This window comes from Pseudomonas rhizophila (assembly GCF_003033885.1).
Lineage (GTDB): Bacteria > Pseudomonadota > Gammaproteobacteria > Pseudomonadales > Pseudomonadaceae > Aquipseudomonas > Aquipseudomonas rhizophila.
In genome coordinates this window covers 4,702,873-4,718,456 of the sequence record NZ_CP024081.1, presented here as the reverse complement: position 1 = coordinate 4,718,456, position 15,584 = coordinate 4,702,873, and the positions used below count along the sequence as shown (strand labels likewise).

Genomic DNA, 15,584 nt, shown 5'->3' with positions numbered 1-15,584 from the left:
ATTTTATTGTTGTGATGGGCATGTGGCTCGGCGTCAGTGGGTGACGCCGGGGGCTGCGGCCTCTTTCAAAGAGACCGCAGATCGAGGTTGATCAGCCTTCGCCCAACTCACGCATCACTGCGTACAAAGCGGACTTGGCCTCGAAGCCAACACCTGGAATATCCGGCAGACCGACATAGCCGTTTTCCACGCGGATGCCGTCAGCGAAGCCGCCGAACGGCTGGAACACATCCGGGTAAGATTCGTTGCCGCCCAGGTGCAGACCCGCTGCGATGTTCAGGGACATCTGGTGACCGCCATGGGGCACTACGCGGCGGGAAGACCAACCCATTTCTTCCATCACCTTCAGGGTGCGCATGTACTCCACGAGCCCGTAGGACAGAGCACAGTCGAACTGGAGGTAGTCGCGATCGGGGCGCATGCCACCGTGGCGCAGCAGGTTACGGGCATCCTGGTGAGAGAACAGGTTTTCACCGGTAGCCATGGGCAGTTCATAGTGATTGGCAAGCTCGGCCTGGAGTGCGTAATCCAGCGGATCGCCAACCTCTTCGTACCAGAAGAGGTTGTACTTCTTGATGGCTTCAGCGTACGCAATACCGGTCTGAAGATCGAAACGACCATTGGCGTCGACCGCCAACCGACGGCCGTCGCCAACCACTTCAAGTACCGCTTCGATGCGACGGATATCTTCGTCCAGCGGTACCGCACCAATCTTCATCTTGACGACGTCGTAGCCACGATCCAGATAGCTCTGCATTTCTACCTTGAGCTTGGTCTGGTCTTTGCCAGGGTAGTAGTAGCCGCCCGCTGCATAGACCCAGACCTTGTCATCGGCCACGCCGTTACGGTAACGGTCGGCCAGCAGGCGATACAGCGGTTTGCCTTCAATCTTGGCGACGGCATCCCATACCGCCATGTCGATGGTGCCAACGGCGACAGAGCGCTCGCCATGGCCGCCTGGCTTTTCGTTGGTCATCAAGGTTTTCCAGATGGCGAACGGATCCAGGTTGTTGTTTTCATGGTCGACGAGCGTGTCTGGATCCGCTTGCGTGATACGCGCCAGGAAACGATCACGCATCAGTGCGCCCTGGCCATAGCGACCATTGGAGTTGAAACCGTAGCCAATGACAGGCTTCCCATCACGAATTACATCAGTGATGACCGCGACAACCGAGCAGGTCATTTTCGAAAAATCGATGTAGGCGTTAGCGATTGGGGAGGCAATGGAAACAGTTTTTTCACGAATGTCTACGATGCGCATGACGGGGTCCTCTTGTTGTTTGTAGGCCCACGTTAGGCTTTGCGATGGCACCCGCCCAATGCTATTAATGCCGCACCCTATGCACAGGAGGCATGGCCCTTGGAACTCGTCTGGCTTGAAGATTTTTCAGCGCTTGCGGAGTACGGCAGCTTTGTTCGGGCGGCTGAAGCGCGGCACGTTACCCAGCCGGCATTCAGCCGCAGAGTGCGCTCGTTAGAGAGTTGGATGGGGGTGCAGTTGTTCGTTCGAACGCCTCAAGGAGCGACGCTTACTGAAGCTGGCAGGCAAATTTTGCCAAGTGCCCAAGAGGCTGCCAGGCGCTTGTACAGAATGCGCAACGAGGCTCAAGAGGTTGCTGGAATGGCCGCCAAGTCGCTTCAATTCGCGGCAACTCACTCCCTGTCGTTTACATTTTTTCCCAAGTGGCTGCGAAGCTCAGAGAACGGTGCCCCCATTGAGGCTGTGCAACTGCACTCAGACAGCATGGCTGCCTGTGAGCAGATGCTGATACATGGCCAGGTTCAGTTTCTGCTCTGCCACCGCCATCCCGATGTTCCACCGCTACTGGCCCCTGATCAGTTCATCGGCAAGAAGGTGGGTGAAGATGTTCTCGTTCCTCTTGCGAGTGCCTGCGCTAACTTCGGCACCTCGCCTGCGGCATTGCCGTACCTCGCTTACACCCATGAATCCGGTTTGGGGCGTATCGTCGCGCACAGACTGCGTGGCAAAGAAGATTACCTTCACCTCAAACCACTTTTTAGCAGCCACCTTGCAGCGGTGCTAATGTCCATGGCCCTGGAAAGCAAAGGCGTGGCCTGGTTGCCCAGGAGCCTCACCGAGCAAGAAATACTGGATGGGCGCCTGGTCAGAGCGCTCGACGAAAGCTGGGATATACCGCTGGAAATTCATCTGACCCGTCCAGTAGCGCCACTCAGTCCATCTGCCGAAGAATTCTGGGCCAGGGTGGGGCAGTGACTCGGCGGGTTTTATATGACGCGCTGTGTTGCTCAATAGGGTTTGGGGTTGTGAATCGCCGCTGATCCCTTGCCGGGATCGCGGCGAAGTGTTGAGCTTTTCGCTACTTGTAATGTTGTTCAAACACCGCCAATTGCTCAGGCTTGATCAACTGAAAGGGTACCCAGACGTCCGTTTCCACCGGCTCTCCCTTGATCATCTTGAGTGCTGCTTGCACCGCGCTGGTCGCTTGGGCCTTGGGGTCCTGGAATACCGAGGCGACCAGCATCCCGCGCTTGATTGCCGCCAGGCCGTCAGGCAAGCCGTCGATGCCGACAATCGCGATCTCGCCCTTGGCTTTGCCGGCCTGTTGCAGTGCCATGGCCGCACCGATGGCCATCTCGTCATTGTTGGCGACGATGGCATCGAAACGGCTCCCAGCCAGCAACCAGTTGCTGGTCAGGTCCATCCCTTTGCTGCGCTGCCACTCGGCACTTTGCTGCTCGACAATCTTGATCCCGGGATAATCCTTGAGCACCTGTTTGACGCCTTCGGTGCGGTCGTGGGTGGCGTTTTGCGCCAGGTCGCCCATGATGATCGCCAGGTTGCCCTTGCCCCCGAGCTTTTCGGCCAGGTAACGCATCTGCAGTTGTCCGGCCTCAATGTCATTGGACGCCACGGTGACAACGCCTTTGGGCAGGGTGCGCTCGTCCGGGTGGCGGTTGACGTAGACCAGCGGCGTCTTCGCTTCGACCGCGGCGCGGGTGATGTTGGCTGTGGCGGAGGTGTCCACCGGCAGGACAATGACTGCATCCACTTTCTGGTTGATAAAGCCCTGGACTTGGTTGAGTTGGCGCACTACATCGCCTTGGGCGTCCTCGAATTGAATCTGCACGTTTTCCTTTTTCGCGGCCTCGTCCAGGCCGTTACGCACGTAGGTCATGAAGTTGTCGTCGACCCTGGCGATGCTGACGCCGATGCGATAGTCGGCGCTGGCCCATTGGCTCAAGAGCAATAGCAGGGTGGCGAAAAGCAGTGTGCAACGACGCATGATGGTTTTCCTTTTGTTGTTATGAGTGGTACGTCACCAAGAGCTGAAAATCTGCCGCACGTATTGAGTTCGGCGCGGGCTTCATCCATCAAGCGTGAAGGCCTGCCGGAAACGCTCAAGCGCGACTTCGCTGTCACCGCTGGCCCAGCCTTCGAGGCCGACGACACCGCTGTATCCCATGCCGAACAAGGCCCTGGCAATGGCGCGATAGTGGATTTCGCCGGTGCCGGGCTCCATGCGGCCAGGAACGTCGGCGACCTGGATTTCGCCGATGGCGTTGCCGGCGCGCTGGATCAGTTCGATCAGGTTTCCTTCACCGATCTGTGCGTGATAGAGGTCCAGGTTCATCTTCAGGTGCGGGCTGCCCACGGCCTCGATCAGTGCCAGGGTATCGTCAGCGCGGGCGAAAGGCGTGCCCGGGTGGTCGACTTCAGTGTTGAGGTTTTCCAGCAGGAATACCCGGCCCGCGTCTTCGCCCAGGCGGGCTATTTTTTCCAGTGTCTTGCAGGCGCTCAACCACATGCGGCCGGTGGTCTGGGCAACGGGTTTGACTGGCAATCCTTGATCACCCAGGCCGGTGCCGTGCAGGTTCAGGCTCGGGCAACCCAATTGGGCTGCGACGGCTAGAGATTCCTGGGCGCTGTCGAGCAATTGCTGGATATCCTCGGGATCGGTCAGGTTGCCCGAGATGTAGCCGGTCATGGAGGTGAAATCCGCGCCAGTCGCGACGAGAGCCTGGATGTCTTTGGTCGTCCAGTTCCATATCTCGACGCTGAAGCCCAGCGCGTGGATGCGTTTGACCCGCTCGGTAAAGGGCAGGTCGAGAAAGACCATCTCGGCGCTGATCGCCAGTTTGAACGGTATGAAACTCATGAATGAGCTCCTTGTACGCGCACCGGTTTGCCCAGTTGGAAGGACTCGATACAAGCGCGAGCAATGGCCAGTGCCGCCCGGGCGTCTTCACCGCTGGCCAGAGGTTTTTCGCCACTGCGTACGCAACTGACAAAGTGGTTGAGCTCAGCCACATAGGCATCACGCAGCAAGTCGGTGTCCATGCGCTGGGTGTCGGCCTGAACCCCATTGGCCAGGTACCGCAGCAGGTCGGAGTCGTTGACGTTGCCCATGGTCAGCATGCCAGCGCTGCCGAACACTTCGCCGCGGACATCGTAGCCATAGACCGCCTGGAAATTCGCTTCGGCCGTGGCGATGGCCCCGTTGTCGAAACGGATCGTGACCACCGCGGTGTCGAGAAATCCTTTGTCTTTGTAGGCCGGTGCGATCAGGGCATCGGCCATCACAAAAACTTCAACCGCCTCGGCGCCCGGATTCAGGTAGCGCAGGGTATCGAAGTCATGGATCAGGGTTTCGAGGAAGATCACCCATTGCGGTGACGCGGCGGGGTTGTTCAGCGCCGGGTCGCGGGTCAGCGAGCGCAGCAGTTGTGGCGTACCGATCCGGCCGGCAACCACGTCCAGATGAGCGGTGCGGAAACTTCTGGCAAAGCGCCGGTTGAAGCCGACCTGGAGTGTCACCCGTGCATCGGCAGCCGCAGCTATGGCGCGATCGGCTTCGTCCAGGGTGATCGCCATCGGTTTTTCACAGTACACACTTTTGCCGGCCCGGGCCGCACTGATCACCAGTTCGGCATGGCTGCGCGCCGGGGCGGCAATCAGCACGGCGTCGATGTCCGGGTCATCGAGCAGTTGCTGTGGATCGGCATAGACCTTCTGCACGTCCAGTTCTGCCGCCAGGCGCGCGGCCTGGCCGGGAGTAGGGTCGGCGATGGCAGCGAGGCACGCGCCGGGGATGTGACGGGCGGCGGTGAGGCCGTGGAAACTGCCCATGCGGCCGGCGCCGATAAGGCCAAGGCGGATGATCCTGGATGTACTCACGAGCATGACTCCCTTTATTGTTTTTACGACTCGGCGCTAAGAATGTCCTCGTCTGGATAAGCAGGGAGCAAGCGCTGTGCCAATAATCAACTCATTGATATTAAACAGGTTTTATTCATTGTCGTTTGCATTGATGTTCATTTTGATTACATGTCTATACTGACATGTCGAAAATATGAACATATGGCCGAATAATGAATCAGCAACCTGCCGCCTTGAGCGCCGAAGACCGCGATTACCTCACCGCGCTTGGCCCGGCGTCATTGAACGAAGGGCCCAGCACTGCGCTGGATGAGGCCTGGCGAGCGTGCTTGCAGGGGGTAATCGCTCGCCCTGCCGGAATCAGGCGGGTGATTTGGGAGTCCTGGTTGCGCAGCGTCCATGCCGGCCTTGATCCGGAAGACGGTGCGTACCGTTTTGTCGCGCCCGACGACCTCGCCGCGACACTGGCAGCCAACCGGGTGCTGATCGCCGCAGCGGCGCAGGTCATGCGCGGTTTGCTCGCCTACAACCCCAAGGGCCATATCAATCTGACCGATACCCAAGGCACGACTCTGTACTTTTGTGGCCTGGATCTCACCCCCATAGGCAGTCGCCTGCTGGAGTCGGTACAGGGCACCAATTGCACCGGGCTGGCGATCGTCGAAGACCGTTTGGTCTATGTGCTGGCCGAGGAGAACTTCGGGCTTGGCCTGCGCCAGCGCCGCATGCATTGCGCCGCCGCGCCTATCCGGGATGCCCAGGGCCGAACCTTGGGTATGTTGACCTTGACGGCAGAACCAGGCTGGTTTCACTTCCATACGCTGGGCACCGTCCAGGCCGCGGCCGAGGCGGTCTCGAGGCAGATGGCGCTGCAAACCTTGCTGGAAGAGCAACAAACCGTGCTTGAAGTGCTCAACGAGGGCTTGGTGGTATTGGATGAGCAGGGCTGCATCAAGGCGCTCAACCATTACGCTCGTCAGTTGTTCCGAGTGGGCCATGACCTGCTCGGCAGTCCGTTCAAGAGCCTGGGACAAAGTGAGCTGACCGATGCCGTCCTGCTTGCCAGCGGGGAGGGCGTACGGGACCTGGACTGCACCTTTGAACTGCACGACCGTAGCCATCTGGCATGCCTGGTGTCGGTCTGCCCGCTGGAACAAGGCGGGCGGATTGTTTCGTTGCGCGAAAACCGACGCATTCGGGAAATCACCCGGCGGATCATGGGCACCCAGGCCAGCTACACCTTCGAAACCATCCTGGGCCATTCACGGGCGATTCAGGATGCAGTGCACCTGGCACGGATTGCCAGTCGCAGTGATTCGACCACGCTGATCCTCGGCGAGAGCGGCACAGGCAAGGAGCTGTTCGCTCAGGCGATCCATAATGCCAGCGACCGTTGTCGCGGTCCTTTCGTGGCGGTCAATTGCGGCGCCATTCCCCGTGACCTAGTGCAGAGCGAACTGTTCGGTCATGTCGAAGGCGCTTTCACCGGATCGGCTCGCGGTGGCTCGGCAGGCAAGTTCGAATTGGCCGATGGCGGGACGATCTTCCTCGACGAAATCGGTGACATGTCCTTTGATGCCCAGGTCAGCTTGCTGCGCGTCCTGCAGGAAGGCGAGGTGACACGGGTGGGGGCAAAAAAATCGTTGCGGGTCAACGTTCGCATCATTGCCGCCACTCACCGCAACCTGAGCCAGGCGGTGGCCGAGGGCGCCTTTCGTGAGGACCTTTACTACCGGCTCAACGTCCTGAACCTGACCGTGCCGCCACTGCGGATGCGCCGCGAAGACGTGCCGTTGCTGGCGCGGCATTTTCTCGCGCGTTGTGCCCGGTCGCTCCGCAAATCGACGCAGGACCTTTCTCCCGTGGCACTGGATATGCTTGGCGCCTACGATTGGCCGGGCAATGTTCGCGAGCTGGAAAACGTCATTGAGCGGGCGACCAACCTGGCGATGAGCGAACTGATCCAGCCGAGCGATCTTGCGCTGGAGATCAGGCAGCGAGGGCGACTATCGACGTGGGCGAGCGTCCCTGAACCTCGGACGGCGCCGGACCTTGGCACCCATGAAATGAATGCAATCATTGCCGCCCTCACAGACACGCGCGGAAACATCCGCCTGGCGGCTCAACGGCTGAATGTGTCGCGTGGGGGGTTGTACAACAAGATGAGTCGGTATGGGCTCAAGGTTGATGCGTTTCGTTCTTAGCCGGTGGTGCAACGCTGGCGATGAAACGGACGACCAGTCTCCGCTCGAGGGTGGTTTTATGCATCCTTCATGCTGGCGAGACGAGAAACGCCCGGCCAAAAGGAGCCGGGCGTCTCTGTTACTTGCGATAGAGGACCATCCCGGCGTGGTAGAGGACGCCGTCCCGAAACGTTCCATCGGCAGTGAAGCCCGTGTCGTCCCAGTAGCGGATGTAATCGCCTTCCACCTCGTAACGCCCCTGATAAGCACTTTCGCGATTTCCGCGAGCCTCGTCGTAGCGCCCATTTGGCAACAGCTCATGGCGAATATTCCCATCAGCGGTGATCCACATGCCGGTGTAGGGGTGACTGGCGGTAGTAGGTTGAATACGTCGCATGTTCCATTCTCCTTCTGCGGTTAGATCAGCCGAGACGACAACGGCGCTCAAAGCGGTACCGATCAACAATCGGCTGATGCTTTTCATGTTCTGCCCTCACATTTGAACAGCGAGTTCGGATGGCCCTGTCCGGGCCGTCCGGTGTCATCCGTTTCGTGAGTCCAGATTAGGGAGTGGATCCGCTTGGCCGTTATGTCAAAAATGTCGCGGGTTTGCCTGATCCTGTATGGCGTAACCGACACCGAACCGGCTTATCGATCAAGACCAAAGTCAACAGACGCCGGCCGAGGGCATCCTTGCCCCGGGGTGTGCAGCGACAACGCCGCATTAGCCCGCGGTGACGGTCATGCCGCCATCGGCCATAACCACCGAGCCGACCATGAAACTCGCGCGGTCCGAGGCGAGGAAGGCGACGATTTCGGCAATTTCCTCCGGCTGCGCAGCGCGGCCGATGGGTGCCGCTTCGCCGTGCTTGGCCAGAAAGCCGGGGCCGTCGTCGACCACGTCATTGAGGATGTTGGTCACCACATCTCCGACGCCGATGGCATTGACGCGGATGCCATGCTCGATCACTTCGAGCGCCAGCGTGCGGGTCAACTGGGCCAGCGCGCCCTTGGACGCGGTGTAGGCCGCGATCGTCGCAAAGGCAAAGTAGGATGCGTAAGAGGCGATGTTGACGATTGCCCCGGATCTGTTGGGAATCATCGCTTTCACCGCCTCGCGGCAATGCATGAAGGCCGCGGTGGCGTTGACTGCCTGAATGCGCTCCCAGTCTTCACGGGTCATGTCGATGACAAGCTTGTTGATGATGATCCCGGCGTTGTTGACCAGGATATCCAGCCGGCCGAACTGCTCGACGGCTAGGCCGACCGCGCGCTCGGCGGCTCCGTCTTCGCTGATGTCCGCCACCAGCGGCACCAGCCCGGGACGGGCGAGCTCTTCGACGGCGGGGTTCAGGTCTTCAGCAACGACCTTGGCGCCACGAGCGTGCAGCAACAGTGCGATGGCTTTGCCGATGCCACTGGCCGCGCCGGTGACCAGCGCGACTTTGCCTGCGACTTCGTGGGGGATGCTGTAGGTGATATCAGTCATGATGCTCTCCTGCGTTGCGAGCCGAGGAGACATTCGCCGGCTCCGCGCCCGTGAGGCGCTGTCGTTATCGACGGCTTCACTGTCTCTCAATGTGCATGTTCGGGCTTTCGCAGGCTTGCCTGGACTGTTGGGGTTTTGCTCCAGCATGCGAGGCTCCGGCGCACACGGTCTGTCGCGCAACCTTGCTCATGGCCGCCGCCGCGTTATCCTGTTGGCACCAGCCCTCGTCAGAGGGCTTTGTCGATGGAGCATCCTGTGCACCAACCCGATCCGCAAAACCTCGCCAGCGATGCTCAACGCATTACGGGCGAATCGATGCTGCACTATTTGCCGGGAACGCCGCAGACGTTACCGCCGCGCCCGCAGATGCAGGACGTGGTGATGTTGCGGTTCAGCCATCACAGCATCGTCGAGCCCATCCTGGTGCCTGCGGTGGTCGAGCCTCTGCTGGTGTGGGTGCTGGCGGGCGCGGCTCGGGTCGAGGAGCGCGTTCTGGGTGGGGAATGGGTAGCGTCCGACGTCAAGACCGGCGACTTCTTTCTCACCAACACTGGCGAACCCTACGAGATGCGCTGGCAGACCCAAGGCTGCGGCGCTTTTGAAGTGATGCACCTGTATCTCGGCCTGCCATTGATTGATCAAGCCGCGCGCGAGGTACTGGGCGAACACGCCGACCCGGTCAGCTTCCTCGATGTTTCCGGTGACCGGGATGAACGAATCAGTTTCCTGTTGGAGCAACTGCGCCAGGAACTCATCGACGAGCGCCAGCCCAGCCCCTTGTTTGCCCACAGCCTGGCTCAGGCGCTGGCCGTGCATTTGGTGCGGCGCTACCTTGACCCAAACCGCAGTGCCCGGCGCAACAACGCGTTGCAGGCCTACAAACTGCGCCGCGTTATCGAGGCAATGACCGAGGGGCTTGCCGCCGATTTCAGCCTCGCGAACCTTGCTCGGGTTGCGCAACTGAGCGAGTACCACTTCAGCCGCATGTTCAAACGCGCCACCGGGCTTTCACCCTCGCAGTACTTCATTCGCTTGCGCATGAGCCGCGCCCGGCATCTGCTGCTGGAGACGGACCGAAGCATCATCGATGTCGGGTTGGAGGTCGGCTATTCGAGCCCCAGCCATTTTTCCCAGGTGTTTCGCCGCGAAGTGGGGGTCACGCCCAGCATCTATCGTCGGGCATGACGGCTGTTTAAGCGTTTCTGCGGTTTGCAGTGTTCATTCGGATGGTGTGAAAGGCTGCGCCGTTGCTCCGAGTGATCCATGGCTGAAGCCGCAACGGCCTGCCAAAAAAATAATTGCGTCAGGCTGTCGATTTCGACCCTTGCCATTCGATTAGTCCGCAGAGCCACCACAAGGGCGGCTTAATCCATCCACTCTCAGGAGACAAGCGCATGCGATTTATGGTGATCGTCAAAGCCAGCCCGGAATCGGAAGCCGGACAGATGCCCAGCGAAGAATTGCTCGCCGCCATGGGCGCCTACAATGAAGAATTGCTCAAGGCCGGGGTGATGCTCGCCGGGGAGGGGCTGCATCCCAGTGCCAAGGGTGTGCGTGTGCAGTTTTCCGGCAAGAACCGGACCGTCGTCGAGGGGCCTTTTGCGCAAACCAGGGAATTGATTGCCGGCTTCTGGATCTTCCAGGTCCAGTCGCTGCAGGAAGCCATCGACTGGGTCAAACGCTGCCCGAACCCGATGATCAGTGACAGTGAAATCGAGATCCGCCAGATCTTCGAAGCCGAGGATTTTGGCGAGAGCTTTACCCCCGAGTTGCGCGAGCAGGAAGAGCGTCTGCGGGCGCAGTTGTCCAATCAATCGTGAGCCGACTACAGGAGTTGCGAGCATGAAAATCATCCCTTACCTGACCTTCAACGGCCGCTGCAAGGAAGCCTTTGCGTTGTACAAGGACGTACTTGGCGGCGAGCTGTTTTCCATGTCCTTTGCCGAGGCGCCGGAGGACGTCGGCATGCCCAAGGACGCCGACCTGATCATGCACACCTGCCTGACCGTGGGCAATTTCAGCCTGATGGCTTCCGACTGCCCGCCAGGCCAGCCGTATCGCCAACCGCAAGGCGTGTCGGTTTCCCTCAACGTCGACAGCGTGGAAGAGGCCGAACGGCTGTTCAATGGCTTGAGTGCAGGTGGCACCGTGCAGATGCCCCTGGCGAAGACCTTTTGGGCGGAACGTTTTGCGATGTTCGAAGACCGTTTCGGGATTGCCTGGATGGTCAATTGCGAGGGGGGAAAATAAGCGGCTGTATCTCGCAGCGGTTTACTGGACATCTATCGGAAAAAGATCAGTACAAAGGTGCGCGCCATCCTGGACCGGAACTCCTGTCCGGTTGGCGCGGCATTCCGAATGGTCGCCGGGTTTCGCAACACACCCTGAGTTGGGATGCCTGGATCATCTACACTGCCTTTTCATCCTCCTGCCCGGGACTGGCAGCCTATGCGGATTTGTTTTTTTGACGGGGCCGATCGCATCGAGCTGGGTACTCGATCCAACCTTGCTGATGGCCAGTCCGCGCTGCGAGAGGCAAGCCCGGCGACCAGGATCGATGTGCGTGAACCGTGGCAGGCAGAGCGCTTTATTCGCCGACATTTTGCCGGGAGCGGTGAAGTAGCCCGTCTGCGCGCGCTATTGTCCGCCCAGGGGATTCTGGTCCATCTGCTGGACGATGACGAGATTCGCCGTCAGGTCGCGGGCAAGCTGTCGAGTGGCGAGTTGTGTGCTTACGTGTCTCCACATCAACGACCGATGCCCGTTCGCCTACCGGCCTCGGGCGCTGTGGAAGCGGTTGTTGCACCGGTGTCCGCCGCGGCTCACAAGCGTGCGCAGGTAAAAGCCTCGTCCGAGTCCGTCAATCCACTTGAGCCGGTTGCGCTGACCTTTGTGGAGATCGAGTTACTGGATATGCAGGGGCAGCCCGTCAGCGGGGAGCCCTACGTCATTGTGCTGCCCAATGGGACCCAGCGCAGCGGTGTGCTTGACGAACTCGGCCGGGCGAGAGCGGAAGGGGTTGATCCCGGCAACTGTCAGGTGACGTTTCCCAAACTCGATCAGCGTGCCGTCGAGCGATGCCGCGGCTCATGAATTGGATCGCAAACGAATGTGCTTCCACGCGGCGTCCAGGTCTTGGGGCATGCCGGCGCGCTTGCGCAGCCCGGTGGCCTTTGGCGTGATCCAGGGCTTCGGCGGGGCTGGCAATTCAAGTGGCGTCACTTCTCGGGGAATGTCGCCCGCTTTCAGCTTGGCGACGGCGTTGGCGATTTTCGTCAGCGTGGTGCGCATTTCAGTGGTGCTGTTGCTGGCATCTTCGTTCCCACAGGCTTGGCAACGGCGGTCGAGCTCAGCGGTAAGCTGTTCAGCATCCTGTCCTATCTTGACCACTTCGTTGCACCAGGGCGCTGTCTGAGTCAGGTTTCGATCCTGGTCGAACGCTTGCGTCACCACCTTGAGTCGGGCGACGACCTGATTGCAATGGGGCGTGAGGTCTTCTGCGAGATCCGGCCCGTATCTATTGAGGTTTCGCCTCATCGCGTCTATCGCATTGCTCCATGTACTCTTGTCGCACTCATAGGTTTCCAGGGCGTTGTAGACATCCAGGAAGTTGCGTTCGTGGGTCAGATAGCCGGCGACGAAAGCCGGGTCGTAACGGGTATAGTTCTTTTGCCACAGGAAAAATTGGGCGTGTTCAGCCATGACTTTTTCCAGGCGATCCCGGCAGACGTATTCGATGTGCGTTTGCTCAAAGCCGGCATTCCATAGCGGAGCATACACCTCAAGGGTGTCGCGCAATGCTTGCAGCGCCTTCATGTCCGCCTTGTAGGTAGCGAGGATGGTCGCATGCAGACTGAGCCGGGGGAGTTCGTGGACGCTGCGGGTGGCCGGGGCTATCCCGCTTTGTGCGGCCTGCAGTTGAGTGATGTGCTCGCGCAACTGCATCACGTGCCGGGCCAGTTCCAGGCTCCAGCAGGCAAAGGCGTCCATTGCCAATCCAGAGAACGGTGCCTGGGGCGTTGTCGAATAGAACAAAAACTCGATAGCGCAGCGCGTTGGATTGTCCGATACCTGATAAGCGTCGGGGTATTTCACCAGGTGGCGCAATGTCGGTTCCTGCAAGGTCTTGAACCACTCTTCTCCACGTTGCCATTTCAGGAATTCGATTGTCAGGTCGAGGCTGTGGGTCATCTCCAGAAAAACCCCTCGCAACATTGTCAGATGCCGCATGCGGGCGAACACAAGCTCCTTGCGGTTCAGACCGAGCACAAGGATATTCTTGCCACCCCTGTCGCTGGTGGGCTGCATTTGTTGGTTGAGGTCATTCAGAGGGGCGGGGATGGCCAGTCCTGTCGCGCAATTGAAGTTGATGTGCTCGCGGGGATTCTCGGTGACAGGATTGATCAACACCGGTTTCTCGGCGTTGTGCGGGTCGTCCCACGCGTCGTGGCGCGGTGGCCTGAACCGGCCCCATTCGCCAATGGCGTCCCAGAACTCATCCTCGGTGTTGAAGTCTTCCAGTCTCGGCGGCGGTTGCGCCAGATTGTCCGGTATCACGTCAAAGTAGTTCTTCTTGTAGGTCTCGTTGCACTCCTTGCATGACCACAAGTGGTTGCTCCAGTCGTACACGTACTGAAAATAACCGAGGTTATCCATTGCCTTGTCGTTCACTGGAACGAAACCGTCGTGGCGTTTTTTCGGCCGGAAATGTTCAACATCCCCGCCTGCGGTGTCCATGAAGCGTGCCTCGCAAAAGGCGCACTTGCCATATTGGTCGACCTTGAGCAGCGCTTTGGCGTGGGGCGGTTTGTATTGGTCGTCATCGATGACGACCTTCACCGAGCCTTTGGGAACACTTTTTGTTTTGGCGGTGTTGGTGCCTTTGGTGCAGAGGACCACCGAAGCGCCAGCCTGGACAGCCTGCAGGACGTTGTTTTTCATGGCATCGTGCGAGCGCTGTAGCGCGGGAGGGGCCGTAGGCGTTTTGCGAACCCTGATCATACGGGGGCCTCGCCGTGGTAGCCGTGGAGCGCGGTGCGTACGGCATCGCTGAGTAACTCATTGTCGTCGGGCAATCCGGCCTGCATCTTGAACGCACCGATGGCCACACGGGTCGCGTCATCCATCTGACCATCGCAGTCGCCGTTGAAGTAGCCAAGGCCACGCAGACGCTGCTGCACGCCTTTGAGGGTACTGATCGGGTCGAGCGCGCGCAGCCTCAGATGATAGTCGCGGGAGAAGCCGTCAAAGGTTACGCGCACGGTGATGTCGTCGGCGGTGGGCTCCAGAGGCCAGACGATATCGCCGTTGGCTTCGGCTTCGCCACTGCCCAGCAGCGTGTCACCGCGCAGTACCTGAAAGTGCCGGGCCAGGCCCTGTCCGGCGAGGGCATAAGGGCGAAACCTGAGCATGGCAGGGGTGTTCAGTACGCGGAAGGTGTGTCTTTGCCCGGTGGCGTTCTGTTCGAAGGTCGCTTTCACACGCGGCGGGACGAACAACGAATCACCCGCCGCGAGCGCCGTCCCGTCCGGGTGTTGACGGCGCAGATCGGCATTGCGCGGGTGATCCCAGAGTGTCTCGCGCGCATGCCCGTAGGCGTAGGCCACACTGTCGACGCTTTCGGTGGCCCCCAGTATAAGGACGATGCCGTCACCGCCCGGGTCCGATCTGGCATTCATACGGTTTCTCCTTCCCTGGAAGTCGCACGGTGGTCATCTGGGGGCGCAATCGCGCCGATTCAGCAGGCGATTAAAACCTTAGTAGGTTATGGCCGTTTTGGAAGGTCATTACCGAGCGCTGTTTGGTGAGTCACCTTCGGACACTCCCAGGGCTGGCTGATTGAGTGTTACCTGGCTACCACTGTGCACACTAATGGGCGTCGCTTGAGCCATTTGGTAGCACGTCTACCCAATTGACGCCGGGCCCATGCACGCCCCATAGCAAGACCCTTTCCTTCAAATCAATCACTTGCACATCGATCCATTCAGTTGGCACGCATTCTGCTTTTTGAATTTATGGATAATTGGATACAAAAATTCAAAAGGTGCTGCCATGCAATTCGCTCCGAGTTACGTTGGGCGCCCGTCGATGACGGCCGAGGAGGAGGCTTACAACTTCCTGCTGGACGCCATTTGCGGGGGACGATTGCGCAAGGGTGACCGGCTGATCGCTGAAGACATCGCCAGCGAGATCGGTATGAGCCGGATGCCGGTGCGCGAGGCGTTCCGTCGATTGGACGCCCAGGGCCTGGTGACCCTTAGACCCAATCGCGGGGCCGTTGTCAGTGGCCTGGATATCGATGAGCTGCACGAAGTCTTCGAGATGCGCAGCGTCCTCGAAGGCCTGGCGATCCGTGTCGCGGTAGCCAGGATAGGCGAGCGCCAATTGGCAGCCTTGGAGCGTCTGCTGGACGAGATGGACGATTACCGCGAGGAAAGCGCCGAGTGGGTCAGCCGGCATCGCGCCTTTCATGAATACCTGTGCAGCCTCAGCGGTCGTCCCCGGTTGCTGAAGCAGATCAGTGCCCTCTATTCCTTGATCGAGGCGCCCATGCGCCTATGGCTTGAGCACGTGGAAAAACCGCTGAGTGCGCGCCAGGAACACGCGGTGATTCTCGAGGCGATTCGTACTGGCGACGCCGATAAGGCCGAGGCAGTGGTGCGTGCGCACATCGAAGGCACCGTTCCTGAGTTGATCCAATTTCTGCAATCGAAAAAATAACCAGTGCGGGCCCCGAGCCTGCCGTTGTTTTGACTTTGAGTACTGCCCGTTA

The 15,584-nt window shown here is 59.7% G+C and carries 15 protein-coding genes; 7 read left to right on the top strand and 8 right to left on the bottom strand.

The annotated features are described in order from the left end of the window. Positions 1-91 precede the first annotated feature (91 nt). On the bottom strand, positions 92-1,261 hold the full coding sequence (locus tag CRX69_RS21930; RefSeq protein WP_107322856.1) for a mandelate racemase/muconate lactonizing enzyme family protein: 1,170 nt from the start codon (positions 1,259-1,261) through the stop codon (positions 92-94). A 99-nt stretch (positions 1,262-1,360) separates the two neighbouring features. Between CRX69_RS21930 and CRX69_RS21925 the strand changes: the two genes are divergently transcribed. Further along, positions 1,361-2,236 (top strand): LysR family transcriptional regulator, encoded by an 876-nt coding sequence (locus CRX69_RS21925; protein WP_047225528.1) that lies wholly within the window; start codon positions 1,361-1,363, stop codon positions 2,234-2,236. A gap of 103 nt (positions 2,237-2,339) precedes the next feature. Here the strand turns inward: CRX69_RS21925 and CRX69_RS21920 are convergent, their stop codons facing one another. The 3 genes from CRX69_RS21920 to CRX69_RS21910 all read right to left on the bottom strand — a co-directional run bounded on the left by CRX69_RS21920 (position 2,340) and on the right by CRX69_RS21910 (position 5,158). Next, positions 2,340-3,266, bottom strand: coding sequence for a sugar ABC transporter substrate-binding protein (locus CRX69_RS21920; protein WP_107322855.1), 927 nt, complete (start codon positions 3,264-3,266; stop codon positions 2,340-2,342). 81 nt (positions 3,267-3,347) lie between these two features. Continuing rightward, the gene (locus tag CRX69_RS21915) at positions 3,348-4,139 is read right to left on the bottom strand and encodes a TIM barrel protein (protein ID WP_107322854.1); all 792 of its coding nucleotides are present in this window, start codon (positions 4,137-4,139) and stop codon (positions 3,348-3,350) included. Continuing rightward, entirely contained in the window at positions 4,136-5,158 is a 1,023-nt protein-coding gene (locus tag CRX69_RS21910) for a Gfo/Idh/MocA family oxidoreductase (protein ID WP_107323301.1), read from the bottom strand. The genes CRX69_RS21915 and CRX69_RS21910 overlap by 4 nt, the downstream gene beginning before the upstream one ends. Before the next feature lie 194 nt (positions 5,159-5,352). Between CRX69_RS21910 and CRX69_RS21905 the strand changes: the two genes are divergently transcribed. Beyond that, entirely contained in the window at positions 5,353-7,344 is a 1,992-nt protein-coding gene (locus tag CRX69_RS21905) for a sigma-54 interaction domain-containing protein (protein WP_047225531.1), read from the top strand. A gap of 118 nt (positions 7,345-7,462) precedes the next feature. Here the strand turns inward: CRX69_RS21905 and CRX69_RS21900 are convergent, their stop codons facing one another. Next, positions 7,463-7,720 carry an Atu4866 domain-containing protein gene (locus tag CRX69_RS21900; protein ID WP_218277731.1) on the bottom strand — a complete coding sequence of 86 codons (258 nt, stop codon included), beginning with the start codon at positions 7,718-7,720 and terminating at the stop codon, positions 7,463-7,465. Between the two features lie 327 nt (positions 7,721-8,047). Then, positions 8,048-8,812: an SDR family NAD(P)-dependent oxidoreductase gene (locus tag CRX69_RS21895; protein WP_107322853.1), complete on the bottom strand. Its 765-nt coding sequence runs from the start codon at positions 8,810-8,812 to the stop codon at positions 8,048-8,050. Between the two features lie 243 nt (positions 8,813-9,055). Between CRX69_RS21895 and CRX69_RS21890 the strand changes: the two genes are divergently transcribed. From CRX69_RS21890 to CRX69_RS21875, 4 genes are all read left to right on the top strand, one after another. Beyond that, complete coding sequence (locus tag CRX69_RS21890) at positions 9,056-9,997, top strand: helix-turn-helix domain-containing protein (protein WP_420821196.1); 942 nt, start codon at positions 9,056-9,058, stop codon at positions 9,995-9,997. Positions 9,998-10,206: 209 nt separating this feature from the next. Further along, entirely contained in the window at positions 10,207-10,632 is a 426-nt protein-coding gene (locus CRX69_RS21885) for a YciI family protein (protein ID WP_107322852.1), read from the top strand. Between the two features lie 22 nt (positions 10,633-10,654). Then, on the top strand, positions 10,655-11,062 hold the full coding sequence (locus CRX69_RS21880; protein ID WP_047225536.1) for a VOC family protein: 408 nt from the start codon (positions 10,655-10,657) through the stop codon (positions 11,060-11,062). A gap of 198 nt (positions 11,063-11,260) precedes the next feature. Further along, on the top strand, positions 11,261-11,905 hold the full coding sequence (locus CRX69_RS21875; protein WP_107322851.1) for a hypothetical protein: 645 nt from the start codon (positions 11,261-11,263) through the stop codon (positions 11,903-11,905). Here CRX69_RS21875 and CRX69_RS21870 read toward each other — a convergent pair. Both CRX69_RS21870 and CRX69_RS21865 read right to left on the bottom strand, forming a co-directional pair. Next, positions 11,900-13,753, bottom strand: a complete 1,854-nt coding sequence (locus CRX69_RS21870) for an HNH endonuclease family protein (protein ID WP_240539568.1) — start codon at positions 13,751-13,753, stop codon at positions 11,900-11,902. The two genes, CRX69_RS21875 and CRX69_RS21870, sit on opposite strands and share 6 nt — an antisense overlap. A 56-nt stretch (positions 13,754-13,809) precedes the next feature. After that, a complete protein-coding gene (locus CRX69_RS21865) occupies positions 13,810-14,490 on the bottom strand; it encodes a peptidoglycan-binding domain-containing protein (protein ID WP_107322849.1) in 681 nt (226 codons plus the stop codon). Positions 14,491-14,863: 373 nt separating this feature from the next. On the opposite strand from CRX69_RS21865, the gene CRX69_RS21860 reads away from it, so the two are divergent. Next, positions 14,864-15,532, top strand: a complete 669-nt coding sequence (locus CRX69_RS21860; protein WP_047225539.1) for a GntR family transcriptional regulator — start codon at positions 14,864-14,866, stop codon at positions 15,530-15,532. The last annotated feature ends 52 nt before the right edge of the window (positions 15,533-15,584 follow it).